Raw genomic sequence first — 16,330 nt, forward strand, 5'->3', positions numbered from 1 at the left:
TATCTTACCGTATTGTTTGAACGGTAGATTTAGGATATCAGGTAAATGTCAGAGGAATATCAGAGAAACTGATTTATTATTTTTTCCAGACTAACAGTTAAAGAAGAAAAATTATATTTAGTAGAAAAAAGTAGCCATTTCTTTTTGTATTTCTCAGGAACTTTTATATCCAAGAAATTACCTATAACTAATATGTCTTTAATTCCAGCTATTTCATTAGGTATATACTTCGAATTGGATAAGGTCTCAAGGCCTTTATCAATAAAGAAAATCCCTTCTTTTAAATTTTTCAAATAAAGTTCACCAAGGCCTTTCAAAATGTAAAGCGTTCCTTTTTCCCTTAAAAAAGGATATTTTTCATATAACATTTCTGCATGTTGACTATTTTTTCTAAACTGAATACTGTCTTTAGTATATAAATTTAATTTTAATTCTTGATTCATAACATAAACTAGTAAACTAGGATCAATTAATTTTTCATCAATCATTGATTTAGCATGATTTATTTTTATTAATGCGTTTTCGAAATTACCACTATTCAATTCAATACCAATAATCCCAAACTTTTCTAATTCAAGTTGTAATTCTAATGGTAATCTTTTCGATTTTACTACATGATTAAAAATTAACTGCGTTTTATCCATATCAAACTGAATTAAGGAATAAATATGTAAGATATAAAACATTTTTTCAGAAATTGAATGATTAGAATCTGTAATGAACCATTCAAATTCTCCTTGAACATAATGAAGATAAATTTCTTTTCTATTTTCGAATGGGATATTTAAATATTCATGGTTTAACATGACTGTTTTTAAACCTGTTCCCTGTCCATATTGCACATATTTTTGAAATAACCTGTTCATTGTTTCAATAAACTCTTTATCGTATTGTAAAACATTCACAGAATTTTCTTCTTTTTGTATGATTAGACGGTAGCCTATTCCACGGACTGACTCAATTGAAACGTCATCCCAAAGTGATAACTTTTTTCTTAATCTATACACATGATCATCAATTGTTCTATCTGTAGGATCAGATAGTGGCCAAACTTTATTCAGTATGGCTTCCCTTGAAAGTGCTTGGTTAACGTTATCAAATAAATATTCTAATAGTTTAAACTCCTTTGGCAATAAAAGGATCTTTTCACTTTTATATGAAACTGAAAAGTCATTATTATTTAAATGTATTTCTTTCATAAAAGTCTCCAATGTTCATAATACATTTATATAGAATTAATCGAATTTTTTATATCAAAGAAAAATTGTTTAATTTCAAATGATAGTTCATTACAATGTTCTAACATCATTATATGTTGACTACCTGGGATTATTTTTGTTTTGATGAAGGGTAGTTTACTTTTGATTTCTTCAATTACTTTCAACTTCTGTTCCAATTTAGGTTCTTTTTCGGCTGGTAAAAACAATACTGGACAACTGACATGATTATATAGAGAGAGCATGTCTAAATTACAACCAGCCTCTAAAATTAAAGTTGCAATTTCATTCGGTTGTTGAAAAGTCCACTTGCCATTATCTAGTTTATATAATGGAATTTCCGAAGCAATTTTTCTGAAATCAATCCAATTTTCTTGAACAAATCTAATAAATTCTTCTTTTGACGAATACTCAGGGTAAGGACGATTTAACCTCTCTTCTAATAATTCTTCCTTCGTCTCATCTCTCTCTCCATTAGGACCAACAAGATTTAATATTCCACCATCTATTAGAGTAAGTGAATGTACCTTATCTGAATAGGTTGAGGCGAAAACTAACCCTACTTCAGCACCTAAGGAATTCCCAATAATATGGACAGATTGAATATTTAATTGATTTAAAACTTCATGGATATCATTTGCAAGATTTGACATGTTATATCCTGATTTTGTTTTCTCTGAATTACCATGGCCACGAAAATCTACAGCAATCACTCTATAGTTCTCTTTGAAATTTTGAACAAATTCATTCCAAACATATGATGAAATAAAACCTCCTGGATGTAACAATAATACAGTTTCACCAGTTTCTCCAATTTTACTATATTCATACAATGCTAAATTAGCATCATGTATATTGAGTAATTTCATAACTAATCTCCCTTTATTTTTATCAAAGTTAATATAAATATATAATGTACCGTTTCTATTTTTTTAGGCTTCACAATATAATCTTTTTCTTTATAGTTATTTCGACAAAACTCGAATAAAACCTCTGGAATTTTAAACCCATAATTTTTCTTTTTGTAAAGTTCTTTAGCACTCGTGTTTAATTAATGCATAGTTTTGTATACAAAAAAGAGTCATTACCCTCAGTCATTTTTGACTTTAGGCTCTGACTCCTTTTTTTATTTAACGATTTTTTTCAAACCTTTACTTACATTATTCGAAGCATCCGTTAAGAAAATCTCAACAGTCACTCCATGCTTTTGTTTAGGAATTTTCACTGAGAACTTACCATTATTTGAAACTTTTCCAGTAGCGATTACTTTAGAACCAACTTTTACTGATACAATTGTGTTTGCTTCACCAGTACCTTTAATAACAGTTGTTTTAGTTGTTAATACATCTTTAACAACTGCTAAAACAGGCGGAGTTGTATCTTTTACAACAACTGTAGTTGCTCCACTTACATTACCTGCTTTATCTTTCGCAGTAATTGTTAATACAGTTCCAAGATTCTGTTGTTTTATTGGAAGTGTAAAAAGACCTTTGTCATTAGCTTTTCCTGTTACAAGTACTTTTGAACCAGCTTTTACTGTTACAGTTGCGTTTGCTTCTGTTTTACCAGTAATGACTTTAGAAAGAGGTTCAATTTTAGCCACAGTTGGTTTTACTGGTGCTGTTTGGTCTTTAACAACAACTGTTGTTCCCTCACTCTTATTTCCAGATAAATCTGTAGCAAATACAGTTAAAATAGTACCCGCTTTTTGTTTAGGAATCGAAAGAGAGAATAACCCCTCAGAATTTGAATTGCCACTTACAATTAGATTATCATCATTATATACATCTACTTTTGCATATACCTTCGATTTTCCAGAAATCACTAAATCTTTATCACCAATTGCCCCGACTACTGGAGAAGTTAAAGGTGTTGAATCAAGACTGATTGAATATTGTCCCCATATTGAATCTGCATCAGTTACCTCTTTAAGATATTTAATATTTGGAGAAGCATCTAAAACAGCTTTAGCCTCTGGAGATGAATTAAAAGTAATAAGTGGGTTACTTGGGATATGTACGATACTCCAGTTTTTGTCAGCTGTAGGACTTACTGTTCCGAGTTTATTAATGTATTCCATTAATATTGAACGGCTTTCTTCAATAGAATCAATAACAATTTTCTCTTTTCCATTTACCCCTGGAAAATTACCACCACCACCAGCACGATAGTTATTTGTAACTACGATAAATTTTTGATCCAGAGAAATTGGTTTACCGTTATATTGTAAATTTACAATACGACTAGAACCCGGATTTTGTAAATCTCCATTTCCATTATATTTCGCAGGTTTTGTTACATCGACTTGATAAGTAACTCCATCTATTACATCAAAATTAAAGCCTGGGAATGTATTATCTACTAATTCTTGAGCAGATTTTGAAGCTGGATCAATTTGTTTAAATTGCCCGGCACTCATTTCTAACCATTCTTTTACTATTGCCCCTGTTACTTCTACAGCTTTTAAAGTATTTGGGTACAAGTATAAATCATTTGCAGATTTAATAGAAAGGTCACCTTTTACAATATTTGTATAGTCACTTCCACCTTGACGTCCAGATTTGAATGGTGCTGCTGCCGAAAGAACTGGTACGTTTTTATATTCTGGGAGATTTTTGTCGATAAAGTCTTTTACGTACCACATTTGTGCATTGTTTACAATTTGTACAGTTGGGTCATCTTGTACACGAGCAAAATAGCTATACATTGGTGCATCTGTGACACCAATTTTCCCACGAACATAAGCAAGTGTTCCTTCGTGATCAGCTTTAACAGCTTCAACAATTGTAGGATCTTCGACTGCTAAGCTTGTTTTTGTTTTAACGTCATAAATTGGACGTAAAGTTGTTCCTTTTGCTTCAACATTTGTGTATTTACCGTTTGAATCTGGTAGTAGTGTTAATTTCATTACACCGAGGTTGTTTCCCCATGACCCTGCTTCAACTGCTGGAACACCATTTATTGTACCAACAACATTGTCGATACCTTTTTTATCATTAAATTCCGCTGCTCCAGGGAAATTAACATGTTTATGACCAAACATTATTGCATTGATACCTGGTACTTTACTTAAGTCATAAACAGCATTTTCTGCTAGGTCTTGACCCTCTGTTTTAATATCACAACCTGAGTGAACAAGTGCAACGACAATGTCAGCACCGTCTGCTTTTACTTTAGGAATAAACTCTTTTGCAGTTTGGACAATATCTTTTGCTGTAACTTTTCCCGTTAAGTTATCTTTGTCCCAACTCATAATTTGCGGAGGTGCAAAACCAATAACACCAACTTTTACGTGTTGATCATTACCATCCTTATCTTTGAATGTTTTATCTAAGATGACATAAGGTGTAAATTCATTTTTTCCTGTTGTCGCATTGTAAATATTGGCATTTACGAATGGGAAATTTGCTTGACCAGTTACTTTGTGCGCATAGTCTAAGCCATAGTTAAATTCATGATTCCCATATGTACCAACATCGTATTTTTCAATGTTCATTGCTTTAATCATAGGATGTACATCTGTATCAGACGATTTTTTAATTTTAGCCACATAATCTGCCATCGGGTTTCCTTGAATTAAATCACCCGCATCAAATAACAAATTATTATCACTTTCTTGACGGGCTTTATTAATTAAGGTTGCTGTTTTAGAGAACCCAAGAGTTAAATCAGGTTTATCTTTAAAATAATCATATGCCATGATATTGTCATGAAGATCCGTCGTCTCAAGGATTTGTAAATCAATAGCTGCTGGGGCTGAAGTAGTACTTGCTGCCGCATTTGCACCTGCAACAAATGGTGTAGCAATTGTACCAATCGATAACACAGTAATAGCAAGCTTACTAAACGTACTTGATAATACTAACTTTTTCTTTTTAGTCATATGGATACATTTTCCCTTCAAAGTTTTGTGGTTTATTAGAATACATTTACAAAAGAATTAATATGTTTTAAAAATACAATTAAACTATTCTAATAAACTTCTTCCCTATTATTGTACAAACTGGTTCAACTCGTCAATATCAGAAAATAAACAAAAATAGAAATTTAACAAATAAGGTGAAATTTTACAATTATTTTACAAGTAAATTGATACCTACTTCCTATATACATCCTTTAACTTAGTAAATATGTTCATGAAAATAGAAATAATAAATTTATTGGTCATATTTATATTATGTAAACAAAAATGTCGAGAAATTAAAAAGTTAAGTTGATTTATCAAAGAAAAAACATATGTTTATTTGAATTCACAGTACCTTATGGTGAACCTAAAATGTATGAAAAAGTAAATATCACATTTGTAAAAATAAATAATCAATGGAAAATAAACTCATTTGATGCTGTCCATTAATTGTTTCTAAAGTGTCCAATTATGCCGAAATAAAATAAGGTGAAAGAACAAAATTCTTTTCACCTTATTTGAAATAATATATTAATCTAAATGATTGAAAATTAATTACTACTTAAATGTTCGTGAATTAATTTCCAAACACCATCACTATTCCTAATAAATACATTCGTTGCACGTCCGCTTCCGGATGTTAATTTCCCCTTATATAAACCTTCCCAAGTGTATCTATAAAGGCATGTAGCAATATTGTCATTTGCAGCAATCCATTTTACATCCTCTGCTCCATAAACTTCATTTTGTACCATTTTCCAGCTATTTTCGAAATAATTTTTAATCTCCATCTTATTTACACACGTTTTATCAGAGAACCAATAAACTGCCTGATCATCAAGCAATTTTTCCACGTTTGAAAAGTCATGTGTATTCGTCGCTAAAATATACATGTCTAAAGCTTTTTTATATCCCATTTTTACACCCCTATAAAATATTTAATTTAATATTCGATTCATTCCAATTTTTACCTTTTTATTTAATAAATATTTTTAGTAATCCCCCTATTTCTCATCATTTCAATAAAAATCTACAATTTGTCTGTGAAAATTAATCAAAAATGGAATATATTTGTTTAATTGTAAATAGCGAATGTGGTACTATGTTAGTTGTGATTTCATCCTAATCAAAACTAAGTAATCAATTTGAATAAAGTGAAACTTCCATAAGTAGGGGTTTTCTTTATCCCCAACTTAAGGTTAGCACGCCCAATCGGGCTTTTACGGGCAGTTATCCCCCACCTATCTTCTTTTCATCTCTCTTAATCTTGAGGTGGGGGTCTTACTGCCCGTTAATGCGGGATAAATAAAATATACTTTTTTAAATGTCTAATCCTATTGTCATTAAAATATTTAATCGTCTAAAATTACTATGTAATAGTTATCCAATGGATATAGATATTAAGGCAAATTAAAATTTGATTAATCCATATCCAAAAAAGGCAAAATAATATAAAATTCTACTGTTAAAGAGTATATAATATGTAAGGGCAAAAAAAGGGAGTTATTACTATACTCTTATCTTTGCTTTACTTTTTTAACAATGAGTTTTTATTACATATTTTTTCAGTCTCTTGTTATGTTCGTTTTTTAGACAGGTGAAAAATGAATTTACTTTAATATCAATTTTCCCGTTACAATACTAAGGAGTGCAACTATGATTATCGAAGCATGTCAATTAAACATAAACTGTACAAGATGGCCATTCATTAAAAAGAAAAAAAAGAAAAAAACCAAACACTTTATTTGTTTGGTTGAGGGTTAACAAAAATGGGACAGTTTATAAAGTCATTAAAATTAAAAGATCCAATCAACTTAGGAGCAATCCTATGTTTTGTGATACCACCACTAGGTATGCTACTCCTATTTGTTTTAGGTTGGAGAACAATCTTTCAAATTCTTATTAAAAAAGAAAAGATCTCAATTTCATATGTAGATATATTTTTTATTACACTTGGGATCTCAACAATCGGTGCAACGATTGAAATGAAGGATGCTTATTTTCTGTTTACAACATTAATGATTCTTGGTTATTGGGGTCTTTACTTACATATAATGAGAATTGGTACAAGAGGATTTTTTCAAATTTTTAGATGGATAATGATATTCGGATCAATATATAGCTTGTTAATTGGAATCATTTCATCATTTTTCAAATTTCCTACCTTACTTGGCTATTTAACAGGAACTATTTTATTCGGAGTAAAAGAACCAATGAAAGAATATCACCGGTTAATAGGAAATGCTTATAATCCTAATTTTACTGTATACATATTATTAATTGGACTTTCTTTTATACTGGCAAAAATTTTAACATCTGTACGAAAAAACCAATATCAATCAATATGGTGGCAAACACTCATCGCAATTATATTAAGCTTTGGCGTTTTACAAACAGGCTCTCGCGGTGGTTATGGAACCATGATTGGAATTTATCTATTATTCTTCTTTAGACTTAATTTTAAAATCTTTGTTTTGCTCTCGATTATATCATTATCACTGCATAATGTATTTCTTCAATTAATACCTAGAAGTGATATTTTAAATGTGTCGACTATGCAACGAGAGACAATTTGGAGAAATTCATTCAAGATTTGGAAGGATCATTGGCTGTTTGGAACGACACCACTTGGATTTGGAATAGAATATTCAAAATTAACTGGAGAAAATATACCACATGCACACAATATGCTTATCGGTGTATTTACTGAATATGGTACATTTAGCGGTTTGGTATTTATACTACTGATATTGATAACAGCGTACAAAATGCTTGTTTTATTTTTTAGCACTAATAAACGTATTTATTTACTTGATTACTTTTTACTCAGCTTACCAATAATTGTACTAACAGGTATATTTGATGAACCTTTATTTTCACCTCAATTAGGATTATTAACGGTCATCCTTTGGGCATCCTGGGAAAGATATACAAGGCAGATTGATTTTTTTGAAAAGGTTTAATTAGTTCCTATATGATATAAAATAGAACATGTAAAAAGATGAAATATATTACTTTTTCATCTAATTACATGTTCTATTTTTTTGCTCTCAACTTATCGAATAAATTGTTGAGCTGATTGGACTGCGTCAAGTTTTGTACGATTGCCGATCTCAATTATTTACAATCAAAAGTTAAACTTTACGTTTCTTACCCTACTCCTTCTTTTACCAGGCTATAATCAGATGTGTTATATCGATTCTGAATTTAAAGAATTTTCGGGTTTACGATCAAACACATCTCAACTAATATTCCTATGCTTTTGGATTACTTTATTGCCTCATGTACTTTTAATAATTTCCCTTTTATTGTCGTATTCTTCATAGTTTGTAATACTAATGGGCCTTTTCCATTTAATATCTCAACATACGAAACATTGTCTTGGATTGTAATAATGCCAATATCTTCTGCTGTTACACCTTTAATTTTGGCAATGGTTCCCACAAAATCGACCGCTCTTATCTTCTTCTTCTTTCCACCATTGAAATATAACTTCATGATATCTTTATTTAATTGTTCACTCTTATCTTTTTTGATAACTGGTCGTTCATTTCTTTTCTTTTCAAAAGCAGCTTTACCTTTTGTAACTTCTTCTTTTGAAGGTACATCCACTTTAGGTATTTCAAATCCAATATATCCTTCAATTTCTCTTAAGAATTTTTCTTCGTAAGGTGTGACAAAAGTAATTGCCTTTCCTTTTTTGCCTGCTCTCCCAGTTCTTCCGGTACGATGAACATAACTTTCTGTTTCTAATGGAAGATCATAGTTAATAACATGAGTAATATTCTCAATATCAATCCCCCTTGCTGCTACATCAGTAGCTACCAGATATCGGAAATTACCCTTTTTAAAATTATTCATTACTTCGAAACGTTCTTCTTGTAACATGCCCCCGTGGATTTTTTCACAAGTATAGTTTAAATGCTCTAACTGCTTAAACACATTATTTACGTTCTCTTGCGTTCGACAGAAAATAATACAACTATCTGGATTTTCAACAATGGTTACATCCTGAAGAAGAGAAAACTTATCTTCGTCTATTACTTCATAAAGTGAATGATCTATTTTATCCGTGGTAATTCCTTTAGCTTTTATTTCTATATTTATTGGGTTTTTCATATACTTATGGCAAAGATTTTCAACATCTTCTGGTAAAGTAGCAGAAAACAACATAGTCACCCTATTTCTAGGAAGTTCATGAATAATTGCTTCTACTTGATCGATAAATCCCATATTTAACATCTCGTCAGCTTCATCTATTACTAGAAATTTAAGGCGTTCTAAGGAAAGAGTTTCTTTTTCAATATGATCTAACACACGTCCAGGAGTACCTACAACTACATGGGTTTTTTGCTTTAATTCTATTTTTTGTCTTGCAAAAGGCTCTTTTCCATAAATAGCTGTAGCTTTAATTCGTTTAAATCTTCCAACATTGGTAATATCTTCTTTTACTTGAACGGCTAACTCTCGTGTTGGTGTTAATATTAGAGCTTGGGGTTTGTTCTCTTCCCAATCTACCATTTCACAAATTGGAATACCAAATGCTGCAGTTTTTCCACTTCCAGTTTGTGATTTTACTACAAGATCTTTCTTCTCCAATGCGACAGGTATTACTTCTCTTTGAACTTCGGTTGGATTCTCGTATTTCAAACTATCTAAAGCTCTTATTATTTCCTTACTTAATAGATAGTCACTAAACATTCTTTTACTCATATATTACCTCACTAGTTGTGTATTATCTTTCTTGTTTATATTTTTTTCCATTATAAACATAACATACTTTGATGTTTTTCTACATAAAACACAAAATTTATCGAGTCTTGTTATACCAAGCATAATCATATAGTATTGAAAATCAAAAAAAACGCCTTAAGGCGTTTTTCTTATATATATTATTCTTCTTATATACCTAAAGGTAATCAATACGATGATTCAAAATTTACTCACCAGCAACTGAAATCTCACTTACAATTACACTTGGACTACCAAAGTAACCGCTGTATGGGTAAAAGAATGACAAATCTGAGCCAACTGCTTCTATATTATTTAATAAGTCAAAAAAGTTTCCAGATATTGTGATTTGTTCCACTGGTGTTGAAATTTCACCTTCACTGATTTTAAATCCACTTGCAGCTAACGAAAAATCACCGGATACCATGTTTGCTCCCGCGTGTGTTCCTTCTACTGAAGTGATTAGTAACCCATTCTCTACATTTTGGATTAATTGTTCAAAAGTTCTTTCTCCGTTTTCAATATAAAAGTTTGATGGAAGTACTGTAACAGGAGATTGATACGAACTCTTAAATCCATTACCTGTACTTTTCCGATTTTCTTTATTTGCAGTTGATAAATTATATAAAAGTGTAACTAAATTTCCTTGATCAACGACTTTTTTTGAAGTGGTTGCAACACCTTCACTATCAAATGGAAATGAATGTGCTCCATCTTCTAAATGAGGATTATCAATGATTGTAACATTTGATGATGCAATCTTACTTCCTTCTTTACCTTTTAGAAGTGATAATCCTTTTTGTGTATTTTCAGAACTAAACACTCCACTAAATGTTTGAAGTAGATGAGCCATTGTCTCATTTTCAATTACCACTTTATATGCTCCTGAAGTAATTGATTTCCCACCTATTTTAGACTCAACCTTTTTTACCACATTTTTTGCAAGTTCTTTAGCATCTAGCTTATAAAATGATGATGTGCATTTAAAACTATAATCACTATAAGCTTTATCCTCTTCTTTTATCACAGGAAATGCATATGTCATGATGTTATTACATTGATATTCACGATTTAGGCCTTTCGAATTGATAATGCCATATCTCGATAATTTTTCACTGTACGTACATTCCATAACTTGTGAAACTTTTTCACTTTCTTCTAAAACATTTTTTTCTAGATTTAAAGTAAATTTAAATTTATCTTCAATTGAAACATCTTCAATTTTGTTATTTACTAAATTAATCGTTTCAATCTCATCATTTCCATCGTGAATAAACTGTTTATCATCATTTTCAGTAAATAGAGCACTGTCTTTCGCATGGTCAACAATTGCCATAGCTTCTTCTTCATTTAATTTTTCTGTGAAGGAATACCCCATTTTACCTTCATATAAACAACGGAAACTAACTCCTATTTCACTATTATTGGAATACTGATCAATTTCTTGTTGGAAGACATTTATTTCTACAGAGTCACTTTGGTGATAGTATAATTCATATTCTATAAGATTCAGTTCTGCAGCTCTCTTAAAGACTAAATCCTTAAATTCTTGAATTTTCATTATTCATTCTCCCCTTCCGCTCTTCCTCCAACTGTCATTTCTGACACTCGAATTAATGGTTGACCAACATTAGCCGGTATACTTCCACTTACTGAACCACACATTCCTTGACCATGAGCTAAGTTAGTTCCGACCATATCGATTTTCATTAATACTTCTGAACCTCTACCGATTAAACTAGCTCCCCTTACAGGTTCTTGTATTTTTCCATTTTTTACGATGTAAGCCTCTGATACAGCGAAATTAAATTCACCTGTAGCCGGGTTAATCGAGCCTCCACCCATTTTTTTAGCATACAAACCATCAGAAATGGATGAAATAATGTCTTCATTTCGATCGTCACCGTTATCTATATACGTGTTTGTCATTCTAGACGTTGGGGCAAATTTATAAGATTCTCTACGCGAGCTTCCAGTTGGTTTCATATTCATTCTTCTACCATTTAATTTATCAATTAAATACCCTTTTAAAATACCATTCTCAATTAATACGTTTCTTTGTGTTGGACAACCTTCGTCATCAATTGTTAATGATCCCCATAGATTTGGCATTGTTCCATCATCAATTGCAGTTACTTTAGGATTTGCAATTTGCATTCCTATTTTATCGCAAAATTCCGAATTTCCTTTCGCTATTGCTGTCGCTTCTAAAGAATGTCCACATGCTTCGTGGAAAATAACACCACCAAATCCATTCTCAATAGCAACAGTCATTTTTCCGATTGGACAGTTTCTCGCGTGAAGCATTGTTACTGCTGTTCTACTCGCTTCCTTCGCATAGTGTTCTGGATCAATGTGTTGAAATAATTCTAACCCCATTCTAGCTCCAGGTCCTTCAGATCCAATTTGATTTTCAACTCCATCACTTGCGATCGATTGAATTGATAGTCTAGTTAATGCTCTGTGATCCTCAGTATAAAGCCCTTCACTATTAGCGATTAATACCTTCTGATCTGAATCAACATATCTAATTTTTGCTTGAACAATCTCGCTACTATAATCTCTTGCTGAGCGATATGCAGTTTTCACAACATCAATTTTTTTCGCAGCTGAAATTGAAGAAGGAATTTCTAAAATTGGATTAATATTTCTATGTATATGCTTTGTTACATTTACCGTAATATTTTGCTTTAAATCCCCAATTGCTACAGCAGCCTTTTTTGCAAGTTGAAGTAGAGCATCTAATGAATATTCATTTGTATAAACATATACGCTTTTTAATCCTTTAAAGACCCTTAGCCCTACACCAAAAGTTTTTCCTTCTACGACACTATCAATTTTTCCATCTACGAGAATAATGTTATTTGAAATATTATCCTCTACAAAAATCTCTGAAAAATCTCCCCCAGTAGAAAGAGCTTTAGAAAGGACTAAATTCACGACCTCTTTTGATAACATTCTTGTTCCTCCATTTCTTTTTCGACTATCCGAAAATATAAATCTGATTGACAGGAAAATAATGAAATCTTGTCTTATAGTACATTCTTCACAAGTCTTATTTTTCCTTTAAAGACACACTTTAGTAGATATGTTGCAAATTCAGAAAATAGACTAAAAAATAAAACACTTCCACAATATTTCGGAAGTGTTTTATTAAAATTAATTTATATTAACTATCTAATGCTTTCTCCTGATCTGTAACTGTCATGATTTCTTTAGGCTGCTTTGAAAGCTGTGTACATTCATGAAAAGCAAAATGTTTGCATCCAGCACATTTTTTCTTATCCAAATGCCCCATGGCAAAATTAATAGCATCTCCCGTGTGATCGAAAAAATATTCTACTCCGACTTCATTAAACAACCCATTTTTTTCTAGAGTAACCTTAACTGCAGGTTGAATACCTGAAATAAGAACTACTCCACCTTGTTTTTTAAAATGGTGTACGATATTCCTAAAATAGGATTCTCCGGTTGTATCAATAAAAGGAACTTTTCCCATACGTAAAATTAAAACTTTTGGTTCATAATGAATAGCTGCTAATATGTTTTGTTCAAATGTTTCTGCAGCACCAAAAAACAATGGTCCTTCTATTGTATAAATACTAATTTGTGGGCAATCATGTGAGTTATTTACAACATGTGGATATAATTTTTCATTCTTATTTGTATGATCAGGTAATACTTTCGATATGACAATCATTTTACTCATTCGTTTCGTAAACAAAATAATAGCCAAAATAAGTCCAATTTCAACAGCAGTTGTTAAGCTTGTAAAAACCGTAAATAGGAATGTTACAAGTAATACAAGAGAATCTCCTGACTTCATTTTAAAAATATGAAAAAAATGTTTCCGTTCACTCATATTCCATGCCACTACCATCAAAATTGGAGCCATGCTAGCAAGTGGAATATGGGAAGCAAATGGAGCTAACAAAAGAAGTATCAGCAAAACAAATATCCCATGAATAATACCTGACATGGGAGAAGTTGCCCCGCTTTTAATATTAGTTGCTGTTCGAGCAATCGCTCCTGTTGCTGGAATTCCTCCAAATAAAGGTGTAACAATATTGGCGATTCCTTGACCAATAAGCTCTTTATTACTATTATGCTTACTATTTGTCATACCATCTGCAACGACAGCTGATAAAAGTGATTCAATACTACCTAACATTGCAATTACAAATGCTGGCCCCATTAACTGTTTTATATGTTCTAATGATATATTTGGAATTGTAAACTTTGGAAGTGTATTTGGAATCGTTCCATAAACTGTTCCAATAGTTGGAACATATTCTTTGAAAAAGATGGTTGCAATTAAAGTTGAAATAATAATACCTACTAATGAACTTGGTATCTTTGGAAATATTTTTGGCATGATTAGAATGATAATCAAGCAGATCATAGCAGTAATAACACTGTAAAAATTAAGTGTATTTATATGAATGAAAATTTCCTTCATATTATCAATAAATGCCTCATGTTTTTTGATACCTGTTAGACCTAAAAAGTTTGTAATTTGACCAGTAAAGATATTGATCGCTATTCCTGATGTAAATCCTATTGTTACCGGCCGTGGAATATACTTAATTAACGAACCTAGTTTAAATATTCCCATTAGACATAAGATGACCCCGGCTAGTAAACTAGCAAGTAGTAAATTTTCATAACCATAGTGAATAACAATTCCTAAAAGAATTGGAACAAATGCACCTGTGGGACCTCCAATTTGATACTTCGAACCTCCGAATAACGAAATTAATATCCCAGCAATACAAGTAGTATAAATTCCATATTCTGGATTAACTCCTGAAGCAATCGCAAAAGACATAGCGAGAGGAATAGCAACTACACCAACAATTATTCCTGAAAGAAGATCCTTTTGAAAGTTTCCGATTGAATATCCTTCAAATCTCCCTGTAAAAATACGCTTCATTACAAACCCTTCTTTTCTAAATTAGTAATCTTGTTTTATATGAAAAAAGCAAGTCACGTATGCATTAGTCTTTTATTAATACATTTAACTATTTACTACCGTGGATCACCTAAATATTTACTATACTTTTTGTCTAATTTACGTTCTAATTTCCCTAAATCTCCACCCTCTTGGACGTATAGGCTCAACCGTTCTGCTAGATGTTTGCCAGCATGACTAGTCAGATTCTCTTTATTAATAAACGATTTTATACGAACTTTATCTGGCGTATGATCTCTCCTAAACATTTGACCAGGAATTTCCCTCCAAAATTGATTCCATTCATCTAATAGTTCAATTTGTTCAAATAAATAACTTTGTATTCCACATAGCCATGCTGTACAAGAAGTATTTCTCTTTTGACAGCCAACTCCATCCTCTAAATGGTGGCATAAAAAACAACAGGATTCTCCACTTTTAATACAAACATTACACACGTGATGAGCTCCTATTAAGTGAAATATTTCTAATCCATGTTGGATAATATATTCTTTCTTTACTTCAATACTCAACTGGTTCCTCCTTGGTTGTCTTATTACTATCTGTATCATCTAATTCTTCAAACATTGTAATTGTGTCAATCAAATGATTATTAAATATTTCACGTGCAACTTCTAGTAAATTCATGATCATTGGATCTCGTAAGGAATATAAAACTCGTTTGCCATCTTTAGTGCCAACTACAATATTTTTTGCACGAAGCAAACTTAATTGTTGAGAAACAGCAGACCCTTCCTTATTAAGAATGCTCTGAATTTCATTTACACTTTTTTCACCTTCTGATAACAATTCGAGAATTCGAATTCGTAAAGGATGAGATAAGGCCTTAAAAAAGTCCGCCTTAAATTGTTGTAATTCGCCTCCCATTAAAACGCCTCCATAACATTAATCTGAGTATGTCTAAATTTACTATATACATATTCAAAGATTTGAATATGTATATAGTACTTCTATTGATTTCAATATTCAATATAAATTTAAAAATTTTCATTAATAAGCTCTGTTAATCAAATTTGATGATATTCTGTTTGTTAAAAATAGATATGATCGAGTTATTTGATTAATAGCATTTCCTATATTTGACATAAATAAAAAAACAATTTTCATTCCCTTTCTTCATGAATGAAACATGCAAAAAGCCAATCCCTTATAATTAAGGATTGGCTTTTCTCTTTTAATTTATATAAAACTTTATGATCTAATTATTAATCCAAGTAAGAACACGTAATAATTGGAATGGGTCAAATAATGTTATCAATAGCAGAACTACAAAGAAAGAACCAATAGATAAATATTTCAAACTACCTGTTTCTTTTTTCATAATCGCAATATATGAATTAATTACTCCTAGAATAATTGAAATATATCCAAATAAAACAATTAACTCATTAAAATTCGTACTGAAGTAATTAACTCCTAACAATACTATCCCGATAAAGATAAATACTATTGATAAATTACTAAATTGCTTCAAAAGTTCACCCCTTAAACCATTATAACAATTTT

13 protein-coding genes are annotated in these 16,330 nt (G+C 31.2%); 2 read left to right on the forward strand and 11 right to left on the reverse strand.

Annotation, left to right across the window (positions count from 1 at the left end; translation table 11 throughout):
* Positions 1 to 59 precede the first annotated feature (59 nt).
* From J5Y03_RS15435 to J5Y03_RS15445, 3 genes are all read right to left on the reverse strand, one after another.
* Positions 60 to 1,199 carry a winged helix-turn-helix domain-containing protein gene (locus J5Y03_RS15435; RefSeq protein ID WP_209406892.1) on the reverse strand — a complete coding sequence of 380 codons (1,140 nt, stop codon included), beginning with the start codon at positions 1,197 to 1,199 and terminating at the stop codon, positions 60 to 62.
* Positions 1,200 to 1,225: 26 nt separating this feature from the next.
* The gene (locus J5Y03_RS15440) at positions 1,226 to 2,086 is read right to left on the reverse strand and encodes an alpha/beta fold hydrolase (protein WP_209406893.1); all 861 of its coding nucleotides are present in this window, start codon (positions 2,084 to 2,086) and stop codon (positions 1,226 to 1,228) included.
* 257 nt (positions 2,087 to 2,343) lie between these two features.
* Complete coding sequence (locus J5Y03_RS15445) at positions 2,344 to 5,100, reverse strand: bifunctional 2',3'-cyclic-nucleotide 2'-phosphodiesterase/3'-nucleotidase (RefSeq protein WP_209406894.1); 2,757 nt, start codon at positions 5,098 to 5,100, stop codon at positions 2,344 to 2,346.
* Positions 5,101 to 5,430: 330 nt separating this feature from the next.
* Between J5Y03_RS15445 and J5Y03_RS15450 the strand changes: the two genes are divergently transcribed.
* On the forward strand, positions 5,431 to 5,571 hold the full coding sequence (locus tag J5Y03_RS15450; RefSeq protein ID WP_209406895.1) for a DL-endopeptidase inhibitor IseA family protein: 141 nt from the start codon (positions 5,431 to 5,433) through the stop codon (positions 5,569 to 5,571).
* A 101-nt stretch (positions 5,572 to 5,672) separates the two neighbouring features.
* Here the strand turns inward: J5Y03_RS15450 and J5Y03_RS15455 are convergent, their stop codons facing one another.
* On the reverse strand, positions 5,673 to 6,038 hold the full coding sequence (locus J5Y03_RS15455; RefSeq protein WP_209406896.1) for a YybH family protein: 366 nt from the start codon (positions 6,036 to 6,038) through the stop codon (positions 5,673 to 5,675).
* 852 nt (positions 6,039 to 6,890) lie between these two features.
* On the opposite strand from J5Y03_RS15455, the gene J5Y03_RS15460 reads away from it, so the two are divergent.
* Positions 6,891 to 8,084, forward strand: a complete 1,194-nt coding sequence (locus J5Y03_RS15460; protein ID WP_209406897.1) for an O-antigen ligase family protein — start codon at positions 6,891 to 6,893, stop codon at positions 8,082 to 8,084.
* 304 nt (positions 8,085 to 8,388) lie between these two features.
* Here the strand turns inward: J5Y03_RS15460 and J5Y03_RS15465 are convergent, their stop codons facing one another.
* The 7 genes from J5Y03_RS15465 to J5Y03_RS15495 form a co-directional block, all read right to left on the reverse strand.
* Positions 8,389 to 9,834, reverse strand: a complete 1,446-nt coding sequence (locus J5Y03_RS15465) for a DEAD/DEAH box helicase (protein WP_209406898.1) — start codon at positions 9,832 to 9,834, stop codon at positions 8,389 to 8,391.
* 226 nt (positions 9,835 to 10,060) lie between these two features.
* A complete protein-coding gene (locus J5Y03_RS15470) occupies positions 10,061 to 11,413 on the reverse strand; it encodes a TldD/PmbA family protein (protein ID WP_209406899.1) in 1,353 nt (450 codons plus the stop codon).
* On the reverse strand, positions 11,413 to 12,810 hold the full coding sequence (locus tag J5Y03_RS15475; RefSeq protein WP_209406900.1) for a TldD/PmbA family protein: 1,398 nt from the start codon (positions 12,808 to 12,810) through the stop codon (positions 11,413 to 11,415). Before J5Y03_RS15475 ends, J5Y03_RS15470 begins: the two co-directional genes overlap by 1 nt.
* A gap of 211 nt (positions 12,811 to 13,021) precedes the next feature.
* A complete protein-coding gene (locus J5Y03_RS15480) occupies positions 13,022 to 14,785 on the reverse strand; it encodes a SulP family inorganic anion transporter (protein ID WP_209406901.1) in 1,764 nt (587 codons plus the stop codon).
* A gap of 95 nt (positions 14,786 to 14,880) precedes the next feature.
* Positions 14,881 to 15,336: a DNA mismatch repair protein gene (locus J5Y03_RS15485; protein ID WP_209406902.1), complete on the reverse strand. Its 456-nt coding sequence runs from the start codon at positions 15,334 to 15,336 to the stop codon at positions 14,881 to 14,883.
* Positions 15,326 to 15,691: an ArsR/SmtB family transcription factor gene (locus J5Y03_RS15490; protein WP_209406903.1), complete on the reverse strand. Its 366-nt coding sequence runs from the start codon at positions 15,689 to 15,691 to the stop codon at positions 15,326 to 15,328. Before J5Y03_RS15490 ends, J5Y03_RS15485 begins: the two co-directional genes overlap by 11 nt.
* A 331-nt stretch (positions 15,692 to 16,022) precedes the next feature.
* Positions 16,023 to 16,298, reverse strand: coding sequence for a hypothetical protein (locus J5Y03_RS15495; protein WP_209406904.1), 276 nt, complete (start codon positions 16,296 to 16,298; stop codon positions 16,023 to 16,025).
* Positions 16,299 to 16,330: the final 32 nt, after the last annotated feature.

This window comes from Gottfriedia endophytica, assembly GCF_017814275.1.
Lineage (GTDB): Bacteria > Bacillota > Bacilli > Bacillales > Bacillaceae_G > Gottfriedia > Gottfriedia endophytica.

Bases quoted from the DNA above. Each gene is read 5' to 3' on its own strand.
- J5Y03_RS15435 (WP_209406892.1), bottom strand. From the start codon at position 1,199: ATGAAAGAAATACATTTAAATAATAATGACTTTTCAGTTTCATATAAA.
- J5Y03_RS15440 (WP_209406893.1), bottom strand. From the start codon at position 2,086: ATGAAATTACTCAATATACATGATGCTAATTTAGCATTGTATGAATAT.
- J5Y03_RS15455 (WP_209406896.1), bottom strand. From the start codon at position 6,038: ATGGGATATAAAAAAGCTTTAGACATGTATATTTTAGCGACGAATACA.
- J5Y03_RS15470 (WP_209406899.1), bottom strand. From the start codon at position 11,413: ATGAAAATTCAAGAATTTAAGGATTTAGTCTTTAAGAGAGCTGCAGAA.
- J5Y03_RS15460 (WP_209406897.1), top strand. From the start codon at position 6,891: ATGGGACAGTTTATAAAGTCATTAAAATTAAAAGATCCAATCAACTTA.
- J5Y03_RS15445 (WP_209406894.1), bottom strand. From the start codon at position 5,100: ATGACTAAAAAGAAAAAGTTAGTATTATCAAGTACGTTTAGTAAGCTT.
- J5Y03_RS15490 (WP_209406903.1), bottom strand. From the start codon at position 15,691: ATGGGAGGCGAATTACAACAATTTAAGGCGGACTTTTTTAAGGCCTTA.
- J5Y03_RS15465 (WP_209406898.1), bottom strand. From the start codon at position 9,834: ATGAGTAAAAGAATGTTTAGTGACTATCTATTAAGTAAGGAAATAATA.
- J5Y03_RS15480 (WP_209406901.1), bottom strand. From the start codon at position 14,785: ATGAAGCGTATTTTTACAGGGAGATTTGAAGGATATTCAATCGGAAAC.
- J5Y03_RS15475 (WP_209406900.1), bottom strand. From the start codon at position 12,810: ATGTTATCAAAAGAGGTCGTGAATTTAGTCCTTTCTAAAGCTCTTTCT.